Here is a 16,856-nt window from a genome sequence, read left to right as displayed (position 1 = left end):
TTACGTCCGGGCCCAGATGAGGATGGCAGCGAAGTGGAGCGCTGCCCGGTAGGCGATGGCGAGCTTGTCCGTTCGCATGGCCAGACCACGCCACTGCTTGAACCGATTGATACACCGCTCGACCGCGTTGCGCTGCTTGTACGCCTCCGCATCGAAGCCGGGCGGCCGGCCACCGGCGCGACCTCGCCGCAGACGGTGACCGACCTGGTCGGCGGGCTGCGGGATCACGGCACGGATGCCTCGCCGCCGGAGATGCTCACGGATCGCGCGGGATGAATACGCGCGGTCCGCCAGGACGGCGTCCGGCCGGGTTCGCGGTCTTCCTGTCCCGCTTCGCGGAACACGGATGCCCGCCATGACCACCTCGAAGGCCGGCGCGTCGCCCGCCTGTCCCGCCGTGACGCGGAGGGCCAACGGCCGTGCGTGTCCATCGCTGACGAGATGGACTTTCGTACTCAGGCCGCCGCGGGAACGTCCGAGCGCATGGTCATCGGGCTCAGCCTGAAGTGGTGCCCCTTTTTCCTGGCTCCGGCGACGTGCTGGTGGGCCCGGCATACGGTGGAGTCCACCGACACAGTCCAGCCGATGTCGTCAACACCGTCGGCCGCTGCCAGGAGCGCGGCGAGGATACGTTCCCAGGTACCGTCAGCAGCCCACCTGAGCAGCCGTTTGTGAGCGGTCTGGAATGAGCCCAGCTCGTCCGGCAGGTCCCGCCAAGGCGAGCCGGTGCGGTACTTCCACGCGATGGCCTCCAGGGTTCGACGATGGTTGGCCCACCGTCGGCCGCGGACCGGATCGGCCGGCATCAACGGCTTGATCCGGTCCCACATCGCATCAGTGATCACTAGCCGGACGGACATATCCGATCAACCAACAAGCGGATCAAGGAGACACGCTCTAGCCGTGGAGTCTGTCCTCGAGTTCAGCTACAGCCAGCTAAGCGTTGTCCCGCAAATGATCTCCAACATGCCGGTTGACCAGCACCGTTACCTCTCATCCGGCCAGCGTGAGGTTGTGCAGGCGAGCGATGCCGAGCATGGCGTGGTGGACGCCGTCGCCTTTGAGGCGGCAGTCGCGGAGGATCTTCCAGGTCTTCATACGGGCGAAGGCGTGCTCGACGCGGGCGCGGACCTTGCGGTGCGAGCGGTTGTGCTCTTCCTTCCAGCCCGGGAGTTCGGCCTGTCCGGGGCCGCGACGGTGCGGGATAACCAGGCCGGTGCCCCGGTAGCCGCCGTCCGCGATCACGGTGGTGCGGCCGACGGCATCCTTGGCGCCGGACAGTTCCCATGCCTTGCAGTCGTTGCGGTTCCCCGGGACCGGCCGACCGACGGCGACGACGAGCCGGGTGTCGGCGTCGATGACGACCTGATGGTTGGTGGAGTACCGGTAGTTCTTCGACTGCTCGGCGACGGTGTGGTCGCGGGTGGGAACCAGGGTGCCGTCCACGATCAGCACAGCGTCCTTGCGGAACCGTCTGCGTTGCTGAAACGCGAGCGAAGAGCCGAGGTGGTCGATGATGCGGTCCGCGGCCGACTTCGACACCCCGAACAGCGGCGCCAGTTGTCGCAACGTGAGGTTCGTGCGCCAGTACGCGGCGACCAGCAGCACGCGGTCCTCCAGCGGCAGGCTCCAGGGCCGGCCCTTGCGGACTGGATCAGCACCCTCGCGCCGCAGTGCGGTGACCAACTTGCCGAACTGCCGCGGGCTCAGCCCGGTGAACGGGGCTATCCAGGAAGGCTCCGACGCCGTGATCACACCAGCCACCGCAAGATCGTCTCACCTGCCAGGGAGGCAGTTGGCAAGCCAGTCTGCTTGTTCCGCACGATTGACGCCGGCATCGCCGTCCACCACGTAGGTCAGCGCCTCCGCGAAGGTCGACCCCAGAGGCCAAAGGACGTTCGGGCCGACGGCCACGACGCGCCCGCTGGCCGCGATATACGACCTGAACTGGACCGACCACATACCCAGAGGACTGTAGTTCTCCGCGTATCGGCGCCTCAGCCTGGACGCCTCCGCGGCGGTGTCGACGCAGGCGTCCACGGGGTCTACGTGCAGCGACGAGGCAGGAACACGAGCGGGGCAGCTCCTGATCGTCAACCCGCCGAACTCGGCCCAGACCCCGACCGCCGCCTCATTGAGCTCGAACCCAGCGGCTGCCAGTTGCTGTGTCCAGTCTCCAGTGGCGATCTTGCGTCCTGCTGTCCACCCAGCAGCACCAAGCGCCTCCAGCACCGATGGGCCACAGCCCATCAACGACTCACTGACGTGTTCTATGCGCCCTCCCCATTCCCTCGGTCGTGTCTGTTGCCCGAAGTCTGCCGCACATCCGAACCAGCGGACAGGGCTACTGGGCGCGGAAGATACGGAGATCGTTTACGGGACAAGCTTTAGAAACGGAACAAGCCCGCGCCTTCTGCCTGCTGAGTGGCGCTACTCTCCCATTCATATCTCTTCCGGAAGCCGCAAGCCTCCTTAATCGGGGCCTCCCGGAGACAGGCAACCTGCTGGAGAGTTTGGTTGATGCCGGATTGCTGATCTCCATGGGATCTGAGCACTACCAAGTGCACAGCCTTGCCCGACTCTTTGGCGCAGCGCGTTCTGGGCTCTGGCGATTGCGCCAAGAGCCCTCGCCTTCGTAAGGGTATTGGTGGGAAACTTTTGCGGTTCTCGCCGTCAAGCTGCTGGCCTGCGGCGACACACCAGGCGAGACGGAGAACCTTGAGTTTCCCATCAATATCTGCTGCCTTACGTACCCGTCCTCGGTCCCGTCGAAGGAATATCGTCGTTCCTGTGACCCGGATGGCTTTCCAACGCCGGGTTCAGCATGCTCGAACACCTCGTCCAGCGCATTCGAAGCGGTCTACGGAACATTCTAGACCGCAGCCATCGCACAGACGGCTGCCTCACCGAGACCGGCCTGACCATCAGCGCCACCTGAACAACGACACGACATCATGAGTTCAAATTCAGTAGCTGTTATGAGCCAGACTAGAAATATCCCACAGTCGAGCAGTCTCATCGTCACCCGACGCTAGCAAATATCGCCCATCTGGACTGAAACTAATCTTCTCGATATTCCCTCCGCAGCCTTTCAGTACAGCAATCTCCTCACGGAGCGGCACGCTCCAAAGGTGAACGGTTTTATCGTATCCTCCGACAGCCAGGAGAGAGTTGTCTGCACTGAATTTTACTGCCGTTAGAGAATCCTCCTCCTCCTCCAGAAGGGGGCTGCCTGTACGCAGGATGTCAATCCGATCAGCTTTATTCATATCCCACAGGTCGATCTGGGGGGTTTCTCCTACTGCGGCCATCAAGCTCCCATCAGAGGTGAATGCGAAGTGATGCAGCACCCCATCGCGATCCCCAGGGCAAATTAGGTAAGAGCGATCAGCGATTCGGAGGTACCAGCTGCGTGACTTCCCTGAATCTTTACAGACACAAGTCACAAGCGTGCGCTTAGGTGACAGACTCCAGGAGACCAGAGTGCTGCTCGCGTTTGTCATACGAGGCAACCCTGAAAACTCCTCTCGATCACCAGTGAGCGTAGACCAAACGTTCAACCCGCTATCGCCGGTTCTCTCTAGGAGCGCTTTCCCGCCACACTCGACCCGACGCATGTAGGCCATACTATTCTTTATCTGAGGGCGTTCTCCAATGGTTCGCACAGTGGCGTTGCTTCGAACGTCTATAATTCTCGTTTCATTGACGAGAGGAAGATGGATAGCCAACAGTTCAGGATCGATGAAGTCGAGGCCCAGAATCATGCTATCTGTATCGAAGGAAGCGATATTCGCGCGACTTGAGAAGTCCTCTACTTGTGTAGATGTAGGTGAACTCCTGTAGGCTATCATTGAGCCGTCCGGGCTGAATTCTGCGTAGGATCCATCTATGAGTATTGATTCGTCAAATGTCTGGAGGGCTTTACCCTCACGCACCGCTCTAATTGTTTGCGTGGCCTGCAGTACCTTTTCAGCGTAAACATTGCAGGAGGATATTCGGCCATCGGCGGGTGAGTATCTGAAGCAATTGACGCCAAGCTCATCGGCGCACTCCAAAGCCGCCTCAGTGTATCCGGAGTTGGAGAAGAAGAACATTTCACCTTCACGATGCCCTCGCGCGCCGAACAGTTGTTGAATGAAATTCGGCGCGATGGCTTTTCCGTGAAATTTAACCTGGCCGAACACTTCCTTCCCCTTGATATCGAGCCCTCGATCGGCTCCGCCTGACGTCCGCTGCGCTCCAGTAAATCCGAGCCACCTGATCCACTCCAAAGCGTTCTCCTCGGCCTCCTCCCAGTCTGAGATCGGGCGCGGCTGAGGACGCGGCACCGTCCGCGTTGCCTTGACACTCATCGTTGTTCTCCTTGGTCTCATATGATTAAGTTCCAGACGATCACCTTGATCATATTGATCAGAAACTCATGAGGGTTCTCGTCCAGGATGTAGCGGACGTGCGGGCCGCCGAAGTAGCCGCAGACGATGTGTGGTTGTCGCTGGCGTCTGCGGAAGAAGCGGCGAGTTCGGCCTGGTTCCTGGCCCGATGCTGTCTGGGCAGGCTGTGCTTGAGGTCAGCGTTTACCAGTTCGTCAGGGTGGTTCAGCTCGGGCGAGTAGGCGGGAGGAAGTGCAGCTCGATGTCGTCGGGGTGGGCGGAGTGTCCGTCGACCCCGAGGTGGACCTTGTGGTCGAAGTGGCCGACGATCCGGGCCAGGAAGCGGCACATCACCTCGGCGGTGAAGCTTTCGGTGGGAAGACCATGAAGTGCATCCGGCCCTTGGTGCTGATCTCCGACATTGCGTTCACCGAGAACCGGTTCCCGCCCCGCCGCACCACGGGTGTCCTCCCCCTCTTACCCCAGGCACGGCCGGTGACCTGGTCGGCGAACAGAACCTCACCCCCGTCCTTCCTCACCTTTGCCCGGATCGTCGGCCAGGTCTCCTCGTGCCAGCGGCGCACGGCCTTGGAACCTGCTCGACAGCCTGCTTGTCCGGCCGCTGGAAGGACATCCCCCACCGCCTCAGGTACGTGCCCACCCCAGACTCGGTCAGCCGCAGTCGGGATCACCCCTCCATGGCGGCGCCCCGCTTCCCAGCAGGTACCGGCGGGCGGTTGCCTCTTCGGCTGCGGACAGTACGGTTCGGACTGAATGACCGGGCGGTAACGGGCAGGTAGGGCGCCGGATGGTGCGAGCGTCCCCTTGCAGGACTCAGCCCGAGTACGGGCCTGTGCAAGGGGACGGTTGCGCGGCGGGTGCAGACGGCGTTGCCGCCGCCCGCACCCGGGTGTCATTCGGCTGCCGCGCGTTCCTTGGACGGTGTCCGGCGTGTTGTCGGGGTGTCCAGGTGGACGACGACGGTGGTGTAGAAGCGGTGCACGGCGTCGTCGACGCTGCGGATGAAGCCGGTCTCGGCGTTGCCGCGGCCGCTTCCCATGCTCTTGAGCAGCGACAGGCGGAACCCGGTGATCTTGGCGTTGTCCTTGGGGAGCAGGTCCGCCGGTTCGGGGCGCAGCCGCTCCAGGGTTCCGCGCGGGCCTGCGGCTTCGCTGTCGACGAGGGTCTCGACATGCAGGTCCGCCGGTGCCTCGGCCAGACGCCGGATGAGTCGCTTGGCCCAGCTCAGGGGGTAGCCCTGCTCGGGGGCCGGGATGTCGATGCCGGTGCGCAGCTTGCCGGTGCGCAGGTCGGCACTGATGGTCAGGACGCCAGGAGTGCCGTCGATGCGCAGTTCCGCATGGAGCCGCCCGTCGAGGCAGAGCTGGTCGGCGAGGCGGTCTCGGCGCTCCTTGGGGTCCGTTCCGCGCTTGGCGCGCTGGACGGGCAGGACCTTTTGCCCGAGTTCACCGCCCAGCCTGAGGCAGACCTGGCGGATGAGCCGCTCCCAGTTCTCGACCACTTCCAGTGCCCGGGCATCGCCCTGACAGAGGGTTTCGTCGTCGATGCCGGTGCGAACGGGAACCCAGGCCGGCCCCATGTTCTGGAAGCCGTGGCAGCCGGAGTTCTCGTGCTGCAGGTAGTGCAGCAGTTCCTGCAGAAGCCAGGCGTGCGCGGCGTTGCCCACGCCCTCGTGCCTGATCAGCATCTGCGCCTGGTGGGCGACTTCGGCCCAGGACAGGTGCCAGAGGGCGACCTTGTGCTTGCGCCGCTTGTCGATCTTGACGTCGACGAGCGGGCTGCCCTCCAGCGCGACGTCGTTCGTCAGCGTGATCACGGCCTCGTAACCGCGGCGCGCGGCGATGTCCATGTACGCCTGCACCTGGTCGGCCTTGAGCGCGTTGCCGTTGGTCTTCGTCTCGACCAGCGCGGTCCACAGCTTGCCGGCCCGCTCCACCCGGATCACCCCGTCCGGGCGCCGCGGACTGTCCCCATGGGGCAGGGAGACCTCCGTGAACGTCTCCATGCGGCCCGCCGGAGCCCCGAACCCCGCGGTGAGTCTCCTGCTGAACTCCGGCACCTGCGCCATCACCGACAGCAGCACCGAGGTGGCACGCATCTCGCGGTCCCGGTCGCTCTTGAGCACCGAGACTGGGAAAAGCCTGGCCTGCCTCCAGGAGTCGTTCTCCGCCAGGGTCTTCTTGACCGTCTTGGGAAGGGTGACCTTCTTCTTCGCGGTACGAGGGCGCGCGGCCGGCTTCCTCGGCTCGCCGGCCTCGCCCTCGGGCCGGCGAGGAGCGGGGATGGCCTCCAGCGGCGCCTGCCCGGCCGGCTCCTCGGCCGGCGCCGGAGCCGCCCCATCCGCCTGCTCGTCGGCTTCCGCGCCGTCGAGCGCTGCTTCGGCTTCCGTGGCCGCGTCGTCTTCGATGTCTACTCCGAAGTCCGTCGCCAGCCCCGCAAGCCCGGTTTCGTAGCCCTGTCCGACGGCACGGAACTTCCATCCCTCGCCCCGCCGGTACAGCTCACCGAAGATGACCGCCGTCACCGAGCCGGCATCGTCGACGGCGAACCGCAGGAGACTTTCACCGGCCGCGTCGGCCAGCGTGATCCTCACATCCTCCAGCTCCCCGAAACCGGCTTCGCCGTACCTGCTCGCGGCGACGACGATCCGGTCGATCCCGGACGGCACGGCGGTGAGGTCGAAGCTGATCCGGTCCTCACTGCCGTCCGCCGTCGGCGTTTTGCCCAGAAGCTGCACGCTCCCGTCAGCGGCCACCGGATGGTTGTAAAAGTAGAAGTCGCCGTCGCTGCGCACCTTGCCGTTCGCGTCCAGCAGCAGGACCGACACATCCGCGTCGCCCTCGCCGGTAGGGCTGACCCAGCCCAGACTGACGATCACTGAACCGACGTCATCGCTCAGGTCCGCCAGGGCCACATTCGAACCCATGATCATTTCCTGCACAAAGCCCCCCAACGGCGCACCCTGGGCATGCGGAAGATCCCGCCCCATCTGCCTCATGCGCGACACAAAATGACGAGTCGCGCGGAGGAAACTGTAATACGCACCAAGCTCGACCGTGGAGGTTCCGTGAAGCCAGGTGTGTAACAGTGGCGTCCGGCGCTGAACTGTGCCTGCTTCCCCGTGCGACTGTCGTGCCCGTATGTACAGAAGGCCCCGCACCGAAGTGTCGAGCGGGGCCGTCATCATGCGGGGAGATGCGTGCCGCAGTCCGGGCAGAGACGTGCCAGCAACTCGTCCATCACGACATTTCGAACCTCGGCCGGGGTGTGGTGAGGCAGGTGTCCTCGACCACACCTGCCTCACCGCACAGGGCACGGTGTGCACCGGTCCAGGATGCCTCACACGTTGGCAACCGTCTCGGCGAACCGTGACCAGTCGGTGAACTCCCAGTCCCAGCGGCGGCAGACGCGCTCTTTGGGAAGGTCATCCTTCGAGGGATCGAGCAACATCAGCTGGGCGTGCCGGCCGTCACCGACCACGATGGCGAGCAGATAACCGCCCGGCTCCATCAGCATGAGAGACATCTCGTTGTTGGTCATGGCGAACCGTGCGTCGGGTCGGTCCACCTTCTTGACCTCGATCCGTACGGACTTTCCTTGCGGGTCCGTTCCTTCGAGGTCGTAGCCGACGTTTTGTCCACTGACGTCGCGCAGGGTCCAACCGAGCTGGTTGAGGTACTCCTTCGCCGCCAGCTCCGCCGCCCTCCACCGTTTCAGCACGGACGCCAGGGAGGTGTCCGGGCGAGGGGTCGCCTTCGTCGCACGGATTCCTTGGGCCGTGTCCGGGACAGCGGGCGTCTCCTCCTGGGGAGAGGCCTCATGCACGAGCCGGCTCTCCGCCTCGGTGAGCTTACGGCCGTGCGTGCGGGCGAGCTCCTTGAAATGCTCGCTGAGCCGCGAACGCAGTGCGTCGGACAACACGGCGGGGTCCATCTCGGCCAGGGTGACGGTGAAGTCGACGCTGCGTAGGCCCAGTACCGCCTTCAACGCCCGGGCGGCGGCCTGATTGCGAGGCTCGTACAGGGCTGCAGGGGCACCGCCGGGAAAGACGACAGCCACGTCCTGCGGCTCCAACGGAATTGGCGAGTGAGCGAATGAAGGCCGCTGAGCGGTCATCTCGTCCCTCAGCGAGACCGCGAGCAGTTTGCCAGCGGATGCAGTGGCCGAGACCATGACGCCGCGCAGGTCCTCGCCTTCCAGGAGCAACTGCCACAGCCGCTCGAACACCGGGTCGCCGGGTGAACGCAGTCGCTCCGCGATCGCCCGGGCCGCGTCGCCGAGGACCCGGCGGGTCGACTCGTCCGCCGTCACCGCATGGGTGCGGGAAGGATCGGTGAGGATGTCGCCCGAGACGATGACGGGTAGCCCCACTTCGTCCTGGAGCGGCAGGAAGCAGGCCAGACGGCCGCGTACGCCGGTCATGGCGAGAGCGCGTGCGTCGAGCGGCACCGCCACCGTCGCTGCACCGTGCCGCAGCAGACCGAACGCCGCTTCGTCCCCGTCGAGACGCAGCACGACCCGCGAGGTGTCCCGTTCGACGAGGATGTCCTGATGTGCCATCGCAGTTGACGTCCGGATCCGCGTCACATTCCGCAGGAACAGCGCGCTGAGCGGGTCGATCGCCCTGAGGGCTCCCGCGGTGTCCGGCCGGCACGTGACGGTGAAGGCCACACCGTCGACGGGCGCGTCCGCGTGCACCTCGGCGGGTATCCGGATCAGCGGCACCGCCTTGGTGTCCGGCTCACCGAGCAGCACTGCGGCGGCCGCCCTGTCGAACGCGAAACGCACGCCCGCCGACCGGACGTCGATCCGGTGGGCGATCGCCGCGAGCGACTTGAAACCGATACCCCGGTACCCGATCGAGTCACCACCGCGCGACTTGGTGGAGCTGGCGCTGCGGCACAGCGCCTCGATGTCCGCCGCGTTCAGGGGCCGACCGTCGTTGCTCCAGCGGAACCGGTTCCCTCCCAAGTCCTCGACGAGCACGGACTGAGAGCCGGCGTCGTCGGAGTTCTGGAGCAACTCGTACGGCACCCGGTCGCGGTAGGTATCGGCGAGCAGCTTCTCCATCCGCGCGATCTCGCGGAAGAGACCCGGAGCCTGCACATGTTCCCGTACAAGGACATCCCGCAGGGCTGCGACGGCCGCCATCGGGCCCATCACAGGTCCTCCGCGTCCAGTACGCGGACCACGACGCGGGTCGGCTCGCCGGACAGCTCGTCCAGGTCGAACGGGAACTGAGCGATCCAACGCGGCTGCCGTGACGGCAACGCGGCACCCTCCCCGACAGGGATCCTCCCGTACAGCAATACCTCCCGCTTGTCGAGCAAGAAGTCGCTTCCGTCCAGCACCTCGACAGCCAGTCCAGGCAAGGAAACCTCGAAGGGGCACTCAGCCTTGACCTCGTGCTCGTCCTCGGGGGCATCGCCCCGCCACGAATCCATGGCGAAAAGGTCAGCCAGCAACTCCTTGGCCGATCCGAACTCGAAAAACCCACCGAGACGCATCTGCAGCGAGGCATCGCGCTTCTTGCCGACGATCGTGGCGTCACAGGCGGTGAGCTTCAGCCGTACGGCCTCATGGGCCGTCTCGTCGATCAGCTCGACAGGCAGAGGCTTGGTCTTCGCCGAGGGCCAGGCCAGGTCGAGGTCGGTCTCGCTGATGTCGAAGGAGGTTACCTGGAGCTTGATCTTTTCGGGCCTGACGGGCTTGGAACACTCCCAGGAGCTGCTGGACTGGGAAAACCGCACGGGCCGCTTGCCGGCCTTCTTGATCGTCTCCAGCAGGGCGTGCGTGTAGATGGCCAACTCGGGCCGGTCCACCGGGCTCAGCCCCAGCAGAAGCGTGGGCGGGTAGTTGTCGTCCTCGTCCCCCGAGAAGCGGTCGGCCCAGTCCTCCCGCAGGAACCGTGCCGTTCCCGATACGACGATCTCCTGGAAGTGGGTGTCGTCGAAACTGTCCGTAACAAGCCGCGCCCGCACGTTCTCGACCTGCCATCCGACGAGTGACAGAGCCAGCTCGTCGACCTCCACGTTGAGTTCCTCGATCTTCTTGCCCATCGACGACTCGCCCCTCCCACGCGCATTTTCACAGGTCAGCCCACATATGCGGGTGACGTGCAGACGATAACCCCTCCCCTTTACACAGTGGCCACGGCCCCGCCTGTGCAAAGAACCGGCCACACGGGCCTGTACAAGTTTCAGTGCCGGGCTGGGGCTGTGTGAGTACTTTGGCCCTAGGGGCGGAAGAGGTGCTCGCGCTGTGGCAGCAGTGGATCGAGGCGTTCCCACACAGGATCGAACGCTCAACTCCTACCACGGACACGACGAGGAGTACCGATCCATCTCGTTGTGTTAGCCACTGTGAGCCGCGCAGCTTGTACGCGCGTGGGCGGCACGGGGGCGCGGCGCAGGAAGCCCTTGCGCGCCAGCGCCATCAGCTGATGCGCGACGGAGGAGATGCGAGAGCGGCTGACGGTCTGGCCAATCTCGCGCATCGACAGGGTAGCCGCGTTGCTGCACAGAGCCCCTGATGATCTCGACCGACGACGCGATGAGGCACCGGTGAGTGACACCCACGTCCATGGCCTGGTCGACGCTGAACTCCTGCTGGACCGCGCCCCGCACGAGGCACTCGTCACCGCCGTCCTCGCGTGGAAGGACCCGGACCTCGCACCCCGCGACTACGAGCAGAACGCCCTCCAGCTCACCGGGCACACCCGCGCGGTCGCCGCCGACGTCCGGCGTCTCGCCGCCGCCCTGCCCAAGAGCGACGGCTGCGGCGCCCTCGCCGAAGTCGTCCTCCGCGAAGCCGACGGCCGCCTGTCCGCCCTGTTCAGGGGCACCGCCCGCTGCGTCCAGAACCGCGCCCGCCTCGTACGGGCCCTCTACACGCGGCTGGACCGCCTCACCGAACCTCTCCCAGCCGCCTCGTAACCCACAGGGAAGCAACTTTGAAGACGACGCCGCCAATTCCGGGCTGCGGAAGCCCCGGGCTGCTCAATGCGCCAGGGAGGGTCGTAGGCGGCGGGCAGCCTGAGTGTGTGGAACCGCATCTACTGCGGAGCAGCGCGATGCATGCCGAGCAGCCTGGCAAAGAAGTCCGCGACGATCGGACGAGCGGTCTCAAGATCCTTTAGTTCTTCGTGGCCGAAGCGGTAGACGTGGTAGCCGAGGAACTTTAGGTCGCGGTCTGCGGCCATTGTGGCGGCGTACCTGCGAGGGCTGGGCGTTCTTCCTCGGTTGTCGGTGTAGTGCTGTGATCCGTCGACTTCGATGACGATGCGCTGCCGTCCGGGAAGGAGCATGAGGAAGTCCATGCGGATGCTGTGCTGGGCGCGGCCGCGGCGTTGGCTGATGGTCTGGTGATCCCAGTGGAGCCACACTTCGGGCAGCAGAGCGGGCCGGTCGTCCAGGTCGTGCCCATAGAGGTCGTAGTACAGGTTCCCGAGGTTGTCTTGTCCGGTCGCCTCTTCGGGCACGCTGGCGCTCATGCGCTGCAGCAGGGCCTGCTTGGCCTGGACGGCGTCGTTGATGCCGCGTTTGGCTTGCCACCAGTCCATGAGATCGCGCCAGCGCAACCCCTCGTTGCCTACGACACGGTCGTAGACCAGAACGTCATCGTCGCGTTCTGCCTGGTCCAGCACCTCCAAGTCGCCATCCAGAACGCTGCTGATGCGGATATCCGGCTTCCTTCGGGTCGCAAAGGCCACCTGCCGTGGCTGACGGGAGCCCGCCTGGCCTGCCGCCACCAGCTCGAACAGCGGATATCCCTCTTCCTCGCCCACTTCTTCGAGCTGCGCTCCGATAGGCCGCAGGTGCTCGTTGGCCATAGCCACGAAGCGCCGTTGGGCCGGCTCGTCGGGAAGCGTGGTGGGCGATGCCAGCCCCTCGAGGAACCGGCCGAAACGGTAGTGCGGTGCGGTGAAGCAACCGAGCTCGTCGAAGAGGCGCTCCGCGTCCCAATCTTGGAATCTGATCACATGGCGAGCTATCTCCGCTGCAAGGGTGCGATCGGGCCCGCCCAGCCCCCCAGGCCCGTGATCGTCCAGGACCCACAGGGAGGCGAGCAGACTCAGGAAGGAGTCGGGATGACGCGCATGATCCTCCAGAGAGTATGTGGCCGCCAGCTCCCGTCGGGTACGACCGGGTATTACCGCGCACGCGGCGTTCTGCCACAAGATATCCTGCAGGCGATTCCGCTGGCTCGCACTGAGGGGCTGAGACGCCAGGACAGTTCGTCCCACTGACGGTAACTCCTCGTCGCACAGGGCCTGCAGACTGAGCCTGAGGCGCGTGTGCTTTGAATTGTCCTTCTGCGTCTGCGGATCGATACGAGGTGGCGGCGCAGGCATCCCCAGCGTCTTGCAAAGCGCCGGAATGTCCTCGTGTCTGACCATCTGATACCGCTGCACCACTGTCTCATCGACCAGCGCTCTCAGCCCCGCCACATCCATCAGCCCACCCATACCCCTGATAATGAGGGAGCCGTCCCGTGTAGACCAGGGAGCCAGTGGGGCAGTACTCCAGCGCGAGTCCACCCTCCGCTTCGCCGTTCAAGGGCTGCGTTCACCGATCGGTGCCGCCTCCGCCTGCCATCGCCGGACCGGATCAAAGCGGGGGGAACGTTCCCGCGAATCTGATGTACACCAGAATCATGAAGACCCAAGAAGCGTTCTGCGTGCGATGTGGCGCCGCAGACACCCGACTTGTCCACCTCGACCAGAACCGAGCGGAAGGTGATTGCCTCCGCTGTGACAAGCCCTTCCGAGCCACGCCATGCCAGAGCTGCGGAGGCTTCCGCATCGACGGCTCCTTCGGTATCTCCGGCACGCGCTTCGAGCACCTCCCGGAGACCGTGAAGTGCTGGGACTGCGGGCACCGCAACCCGTTGCGCGATCCTGGCCCGGAGTAGCCAAACGCTGGGCTGTCGGTCCCCCTCCGTACCCTTGGCACTCAACTGCTGGGGCTTACGGGCCCGCCGGGCCTTGGACCATGGAAAGCGGGACCGCACAGTGACATCGATCTACCTCTCATCCGACAACCCCCGGTGGACACCGAAGACCGAGGCCGACCTCCAGGCCGCCATCACCAGTGGCCTGTTCGAGGAAAGCCACTACCTCGACCTCAAGAAGGCCCCGAACAGCAAGGGCGACAACAAGGAACTGGCGCGCGACCTGTCCTCGTTCGCCGTCGACGGCGGCACTCTGATCATCGGCGTGCAGGAGAACAAGGAAAGCCGCACCTTCGAACTCGCCCCCCAGCCGCTGAACGGACTGCCGGAGAAGATCGAGCAGGTCGCCCGGACGATCCCCGACCCGCCGCTGATCATCCTCACCGAGGAGATCAGCACGGCGGCCGACGACGGGACCGGCTACCTCGTCGTGCACATCCCGGCGAGCCCCGTCGCACCGCACATGGTCGACAACCGCTACTTCGGCCGCGGCGACAAGACGAAGTACCAGATGGGCGACGCAGAGGTCGTCGCGCTGCACGCACGGCGGCGCAACACCGAGGCCGACACCCTCGCCCTGCTGCGCAAGGAGATGGACGAAGACCCGCTGCGCGACGTGGGAGCCCAGTCCCACCTCTTCCTGGTCGCCCAGCCCACAGCCGGACGACGGGACATGTGCCTCCCGATCACCGGCGCCCCGGACTGGAACATGCGCCTGCACACCCTGATCCGTCGCGTCCAGGACAACCAGCGCCTACGAGCAGCGCTCGAAGGTCAGGGCTTCAAACCCGACCTGAGACACGCTCACCAAGGGCACAGGCGCGCCAGGGGCGTAGCTCTCAGCTCCTCCGGCCTCCGCTCCGACCGCACACATGTCGCAGACGGCGGCTGGCGCGACGAAGATGTGATCGAAGTCCAGCTCTTCGAGGACGGCGGACTGCGCCTGTTCATGACCCGTCTTTCCGACGGCCTCAAGAGCCATGCCTCGGAGGACGAAGAGGAACAGGTCCTCTTCGACGCCGGCGCCGTCATCCTCACCCGGCACATGCTGGAGCTGACGCGCCTGATCTCCGACGACGTGGGCTACCACGGAAACTGGGCCGTTGCGGTCGGGGCCAACAGGCTCCGCGGCCGCCGCAGGTTCTCCGGACAGTCACACTGGCCCAGCAACCACAGGTACAGCGCCGACACCTACGAGGAAAGCACTGGTACCACGCTGGCGGAGCTGCGTGACGCACCGGGCACGGTGACCCGCAGGCTTCTCGGCCCCCTGCTCCGTTCGCTGGACTCCGAAGAGTTGTTCACCAAGGCCCTGACCGACGAAGGGTGAGCTTCGCTCACGAGACACTGCGGGAGGCGACCTTCCGGCTGTCACGGTCGGATCAAGGGCTTGGGCTGTCGTCTGACATTTTCTCGTCCAGTACCCGCAGTAGGGCGTGCATGTTGAGCATGGCAGGCAGGACGTACACCTCTCGCAACGAGGTGTAGGAAGCCTCGTGGCACACCGCGTGACGGTTGTGCTGGTCCTGCACGAGTGCACTGTTTTTGAACACATGGGACATGGGCCGGGTCACCAGGTGCGTGCTCAGGTCGAAAATTCCGACCCGGCGTTCGGGCATCGGGACGTTGCTGAGTACGAATCCTACGGTCCGTCCAGGGCCGTTGATTCCTCGGATCGGCTGGTTATTGTGGTCGCGGACGCTGCGGAATTCCCGGCGGTACCACTCGATCCCGTGCTCTTCCATCGCGGAGTACAAAACGTTCGTAGCCAGGGCGAGAGCACCCTCCCACAGGCCGGCTCTCGCGCACTCGATGGCCCGCATGCCTAGCCGCACGAGGTCCTGCAGGGGCTCCTCGGTGACTGTGAGTGGGCGGTGGGGTGGCAGCGGGTGGGCGTCAGCGGGATCGTGGAGTGGATGTCCTGGTAGCGGGTGCAGGATGGGGCTGTGGTCGCTGTCATGGGGTGACCAAGCGGATGTTGTGGGGCGGCTAGCAGGTTGGTTGCTGGCTGTCATGGCTTTCGCTGTTCCTATGTGAGGGGCTGGCGGGGGCGGGTGGGCTGGGCTGTATGACGGTTCAGGGGGTTTCGGCGGGTGGGGCCGAGGCGGGATCGGCTGCTGTTGTGCCGGCCGGGGGTGCGCCGTTGGCGCGGGGTGTGGTGGTACGGCGGCTTCTTGCGGTGGATGGGGAGGGGGCGCTGTCGGCGCTGCATGTGCGGATCGCGGCGGAGCTGGCGGGTGTGTCGGAGCGGACGGTGTGGCGGTGGCTGGCCGATGGACGCCGGGGCCATGTCGGGGCGCGGCCGCGGCAGGACGGGTTTTCGCTGAGTGACGCCTTATGGGAGGTCCTCGCTGAGGCGGGTGGGAACGTAGCAGAGTTGCGGCGCAGGATGCTCCAGGCCCAGGAAGAGGGGGCGTTGGAGGAGTGGGGTGCGGAGTGTGTGCCCTCGCTGCCGACGTTGCACCGCGTGATCAAGCGGGATCTGGGGGCGGGCCGGGTTCTTGAGGTGGCTCGTCCGGCGGGGGCCAGGGTGGGGCTGGAGCCGAGCCGGTATGACCGGGCACTGGCGGATCTGGGGCTTGTGGACGGGGCGGGTGGTCCGCTTGTTGTCGACGGGCCGCCCGCCGACGTGCCGGTGCCGGAGGGTGCCGCGGATGCGGGGGTGCGGGGCGGCGGGGTGCGGTTGTACGTGCGGGGGCCCGGCTGGTGTCCACACGGCAGGTGGCCGGTGTGGCGGAGGCTGTGGGGCATACGGTCGCGGCCCGCGGGATGTGCTGTGTGTACGGGGATACCGGCCTGGGGAAGACGGTCGCCGTCGAGCAGGCTTTGCATCTTCTCCCCGGCCGGGTGCGGGTGTGGCGGGCGGTGGCCGACGTGGCGCCCGGTCTGCCGCAGCTGCGGGCGTCGCTGTGTGAAGCGCTCGACCTGCTGTCGGGGGCGCTGCCGCACCGGGCCGGACCGGCCAGCCAGGCTCTGACGCGGGCACTGGCCGAGCCGGGTGTGCTGTTCATCGATGACGCTCAGCGGCTGACGCCGCCATTGCTGGATTATCTGCGGCAGTTGTGGGACGCGCCGGGCTGTGCGGCGGCGCTGGTGCTGTGTGGGGCTGGAAGCGAGCGGGCCCTCGCCCGTGCTTCGGCGCTGCGCTCGCGAGTGCTGACCTGGCATCAGGTCGGCCGGCTTGAGCCGTCTCAAGTGCCGCAGACGCTGACTCTCTTTCATCCCGTGTGGGCGGAGGCGGATCCGGACGACCTGGCGCGGGCGGACGAGCAGATGGCGCGCGGCAATTTCCGCACGTGGGCGAAGATCACGTCGCATGTCTACGCCGCCCGCGAGCGTGGCCCCGCAAGGCGTATGGATCGGGAGCTGATCGAGAAGGCCTGCGCGCGTCTTGGCCCGTATCCGTGACGGTCCGGGCTGCTCGGAGGGCTCGTGTACGGGGGCCTTCATCGTTCCGACGAGGTGAACGAAGGCGCGCTCCATGGAAGTGGAAGGGACGGAGGGGCACGGCGT

General features: G+C 65.6%; 14 protein-coding genes and 2 pseudogenes. 4 read left to right on the top strand and 12 right to left on the bottom strand.

Features of this window, described 5'->3' with window-relative positions; genetic code table 11:
• The 3 genes from ACZ62B_RS34480 to ACZ62B_RS34470 all read right to left on the bottom strand — a co-directional run bounded on the left by ACZ62B_RS34480 (position 1) and on the right by ACZ62B_RS34470 (position 2,232).
• Positions 1-860, bottom strand: a protein-coding gene (locus ACZ62B_RS34480; RefSeq protein WP_469693373.1) for an IS5 family transposase whose coding sequence is annotated in 2 segments (ribosomal slippage) — positions 1-518 and positions 518-860 — 861 coding nt in all. Because the reading frame shifts where the segments join, the coding sequence is not laid out codon by codon here.
• Between the two features lie 133 nt (positions 861-993).
• A complete protein-coding gene (locus ACZ62B_RS34475; protein WP_469693372.1) occupies positions 994-1,764 on the bottom strand; it encodes a transposase in 771 nt (256 codons plus the stop codon).
• Between the two features lie 12 nt (positions 1,765-1,776).
• Positions 1,777-2,232: an SUKH-3 domain-containing protein gene (locus ACZ62B_RS34470; protein ID WP_469693370.1), complete on the bottom strand. Its 456-nt coding sequence runs from the start codon at positions 2,230-2,232 to the stop codon at positions 1,777-1,779.
• A 502-nt stretch (positions 2,233-2,734) separates the two neighbouring features.
• Between ACZ62B_RS34470 and ACZ62B_RS34465 the strand changes: the two are divergent.
• A pseudogene (locus tag ACZ62B_RS34465) lies at positions 2,735-2,938 on the top strand (IS630 family transposase); the annotation flags it as partial.
• A 28-nt stretch (positions 2,939-2,966) separates the two neighbouring features.
• Here the strand turns inward: ACZ62B_RS34465 and ACZ62B_RS34460 are convergent.
• From ACZ62B_RS34460 to ACZ62B_RS34430, 7 genes and pseudogenes are all read right to left on the bottom strand, one after another.
• A complete protein-coding gene (locus ACZ62B_RS34460) occupies positions 2,967-4,352 on the bottom strand; it encodes a restriction endonuclease (RefSeq protein ID WP_469693369.1) in 1,386 nt (461 codons plus the stop codon).
• Positions 4,353-4,595: 243 nt separating this feature from the next.
• Complete coding sequence (locus ACZ62B_RS34455) at positions 4,596-4,721, bottom strand: hypothetical protein (RefSeq protein ID WP_469693367.1); 126 nt, start codon at positions 4,719-4,721, stop codon at positions 4,596-4,598.
• 184 nt (positions 4,722-4,905) lie between these two features.
• A complete protein-coding gene (locus tag ACZ62B_RS34450) occupies positions 4,906-5,031 on the bottom strand; it encodes a hypothetical protein (RefSeq protein WP_469693365.1) in 126 nt (41 codons plus the stop codon).
• Between the two features lie 252 nt (positions 5,032-5,283).
• Positions 5,284-7,323, bottom strand: coding sequence for a TerD family protein (locus ACZ62B_RS34445; RefSeq protein WP_469693420.1), 2,040 nt, complete (start codon positions 7,321-7,323; stop codon positions 5,284-5,286).
• A 407-nt stretch (positions 7,324-7,730) separates the two neighbouring features.
• A complete protein-coding gene (locus ACZ62B_RS34440) occupies positions 7,731-9,461 on the bottom strand; it encodes a protein NO VEIN domain-containing protein (protein WP_469693363.1) in 1,731 nt (576 codons plus the stop codon).
• Positions 9,462-9,550: 89 nt separating this feature from the next.
• The gene (locus ACZ62B_RS34435) at positions 9,551-10,450 is read right to left on the bottom strand and encodes a hypothetical protein (RefSeq protein WP_469693362.1); all 900 of its coding nucleotides are present in this window, start codon (positions 10,448-10,450) and stop codon (positions 9,551-9,553) included.
• 304 nt (positions 10,451-10,754) lie between these two features.
• Positions 10,755-10,933: pseudogene (locus ACZ62B_RS34430) on the bottom strand (LexA family protein); the annotation flags it as partial.
• Between the two features lie 21 nt (positions 10,934-10,954).
• Between ACZ62B_RS34430 and ACZ62B_RS34425 the strand changes: the two are divergent.
• Positions 10,955-11,326, top strand: a complete 372-nt coding sequence (locus ACZ62B_RS34425; RefSeq protein WP_469693360.1) for a restriction endonuclease — start codon at positions 10,955-10,957, stop codon at positions 11,324-11,326.
• Positions 11,327-11,445: 119 nt separating this feature from the next.
• On the opposite strand, the gene ACZ62B_RS34420 is transcribed toward ACZ62B_RS34425, so the two are convergent.
• Positions 11,446-12,858: an AbiJ-related protein gene (locus ACZ62B_RS34420; RefSeq protein WP_469693358.1), complete on the bottom strand. Its 1,413-nt coding sequence runs from the start codon at positions 12,856-12,858 to the stop codon at positions 11,446-11,448.
• A gap of 546 nt (positions 12,859-13,404) precedes the next feature.
• Between ACZ62B_RS34420 and ACZ62B_RS34415 the strand changes: the two genes are divergently transcribed.
• Positions 13,405-14,673, top strand: a complete 1,269-nt coding sequence (locus ACZ62B_RS34415; protein WP_469693356.1) for an AlbA family DNA-binding domain-containing protein — start codon at positions 13,405-13,407, stop codon at positions 14,671-14,673.
• A gap of 52 nt (positions 14,674-14,725) precedes the next feature.
• Here the strand turns inward: ACZ62B_RS34415 and ACZ62B_RS34410 are convergent, their stop codons facing one another.
• Complete coding sequence (locus ACZ62B_RS34410) at positions 14,726-15,088, bottom strand: hypothetical protein (protein ID WP_469693354.1); 363 nt, start codon at positions 15,086-15,088, stop codon at positions 14,726-14,728.
• A 985-nt stretch (positions 15,089-16,073) separates the two neighbouring features.
• Here ACZ62B_RS34410 and ACZ62B_RS34405 point away from each other — a divergent pair.
• Complete coding sequence (locus ACZ62B_RS34405) at positions 16,074-16,751, top strand: AAA family ATPase (RefSeq protein WP_469693353.1); 678 nt, start codon at positions 16,074-16,076, stop codon at positions 16,749-16,751.
• Positions 16,752-16,856 lie beyond the last annotated feature (105 nt).

This window comes from Streptomyces sp. NPDC053426, from assembly GCF_055585405.1.
This window is presented reverse-complemented; position numbering and strand designations above follow the sequence as displayed.

Coding starts and splice junctions, on each gene's coding strand:
- ACZ62B_RS34410 (WP_469693354.1), bottom strand. CDS start 15,088: ATGGAAGAGCACGGGATCGAGTGGTACCGCCGGGAATTCCGCAGCGTC.
- ACZ62B_RS34435 (WP_469693362.1), bottom strand. CDS start 10,450: ATGGGCAAGAAGATCGAGGAACTCAACGTGGAGGTCGACGAGCTGGCT.
- ACZ62B_RS34455 (WP_469693367.1), bottom strand. CDS start 4,721: ATGTGCCGCTTCCTGGCCCGGATCGTCGGCCACTTCGACCACAAGGTC.
- ACZ62B_RS34445 (WP_469693420.1), bottom strand. CDS start 7,323: ATGATCATGGGTTCGAATGTGGCCCTGGCGGACCTGAGCGATGACGTC.
- ACZ62B_RS34420 (WP_469693358.1), bottom strand. CDS start 12,858: ATGGGTGGGCTGATGGATGTGGCGGGGCTGAGAGCGCTGGTCGATGAG.
- ACZ62B_RS34440 (WP_469693363.1), bottom strand. CDS start 9,461: ATGGAGAAGCTGCTCGCCGATACCTACCGCGACCGGGTGCCGTACGAG.
- ACZ62B_RS34460 (WP_469693369.1), bottom strand. CDS start 4,352: ATGAGTGTCAAGGCAACGCGGACGGTGCCGCGTCCTCAGCCGCGCCCG.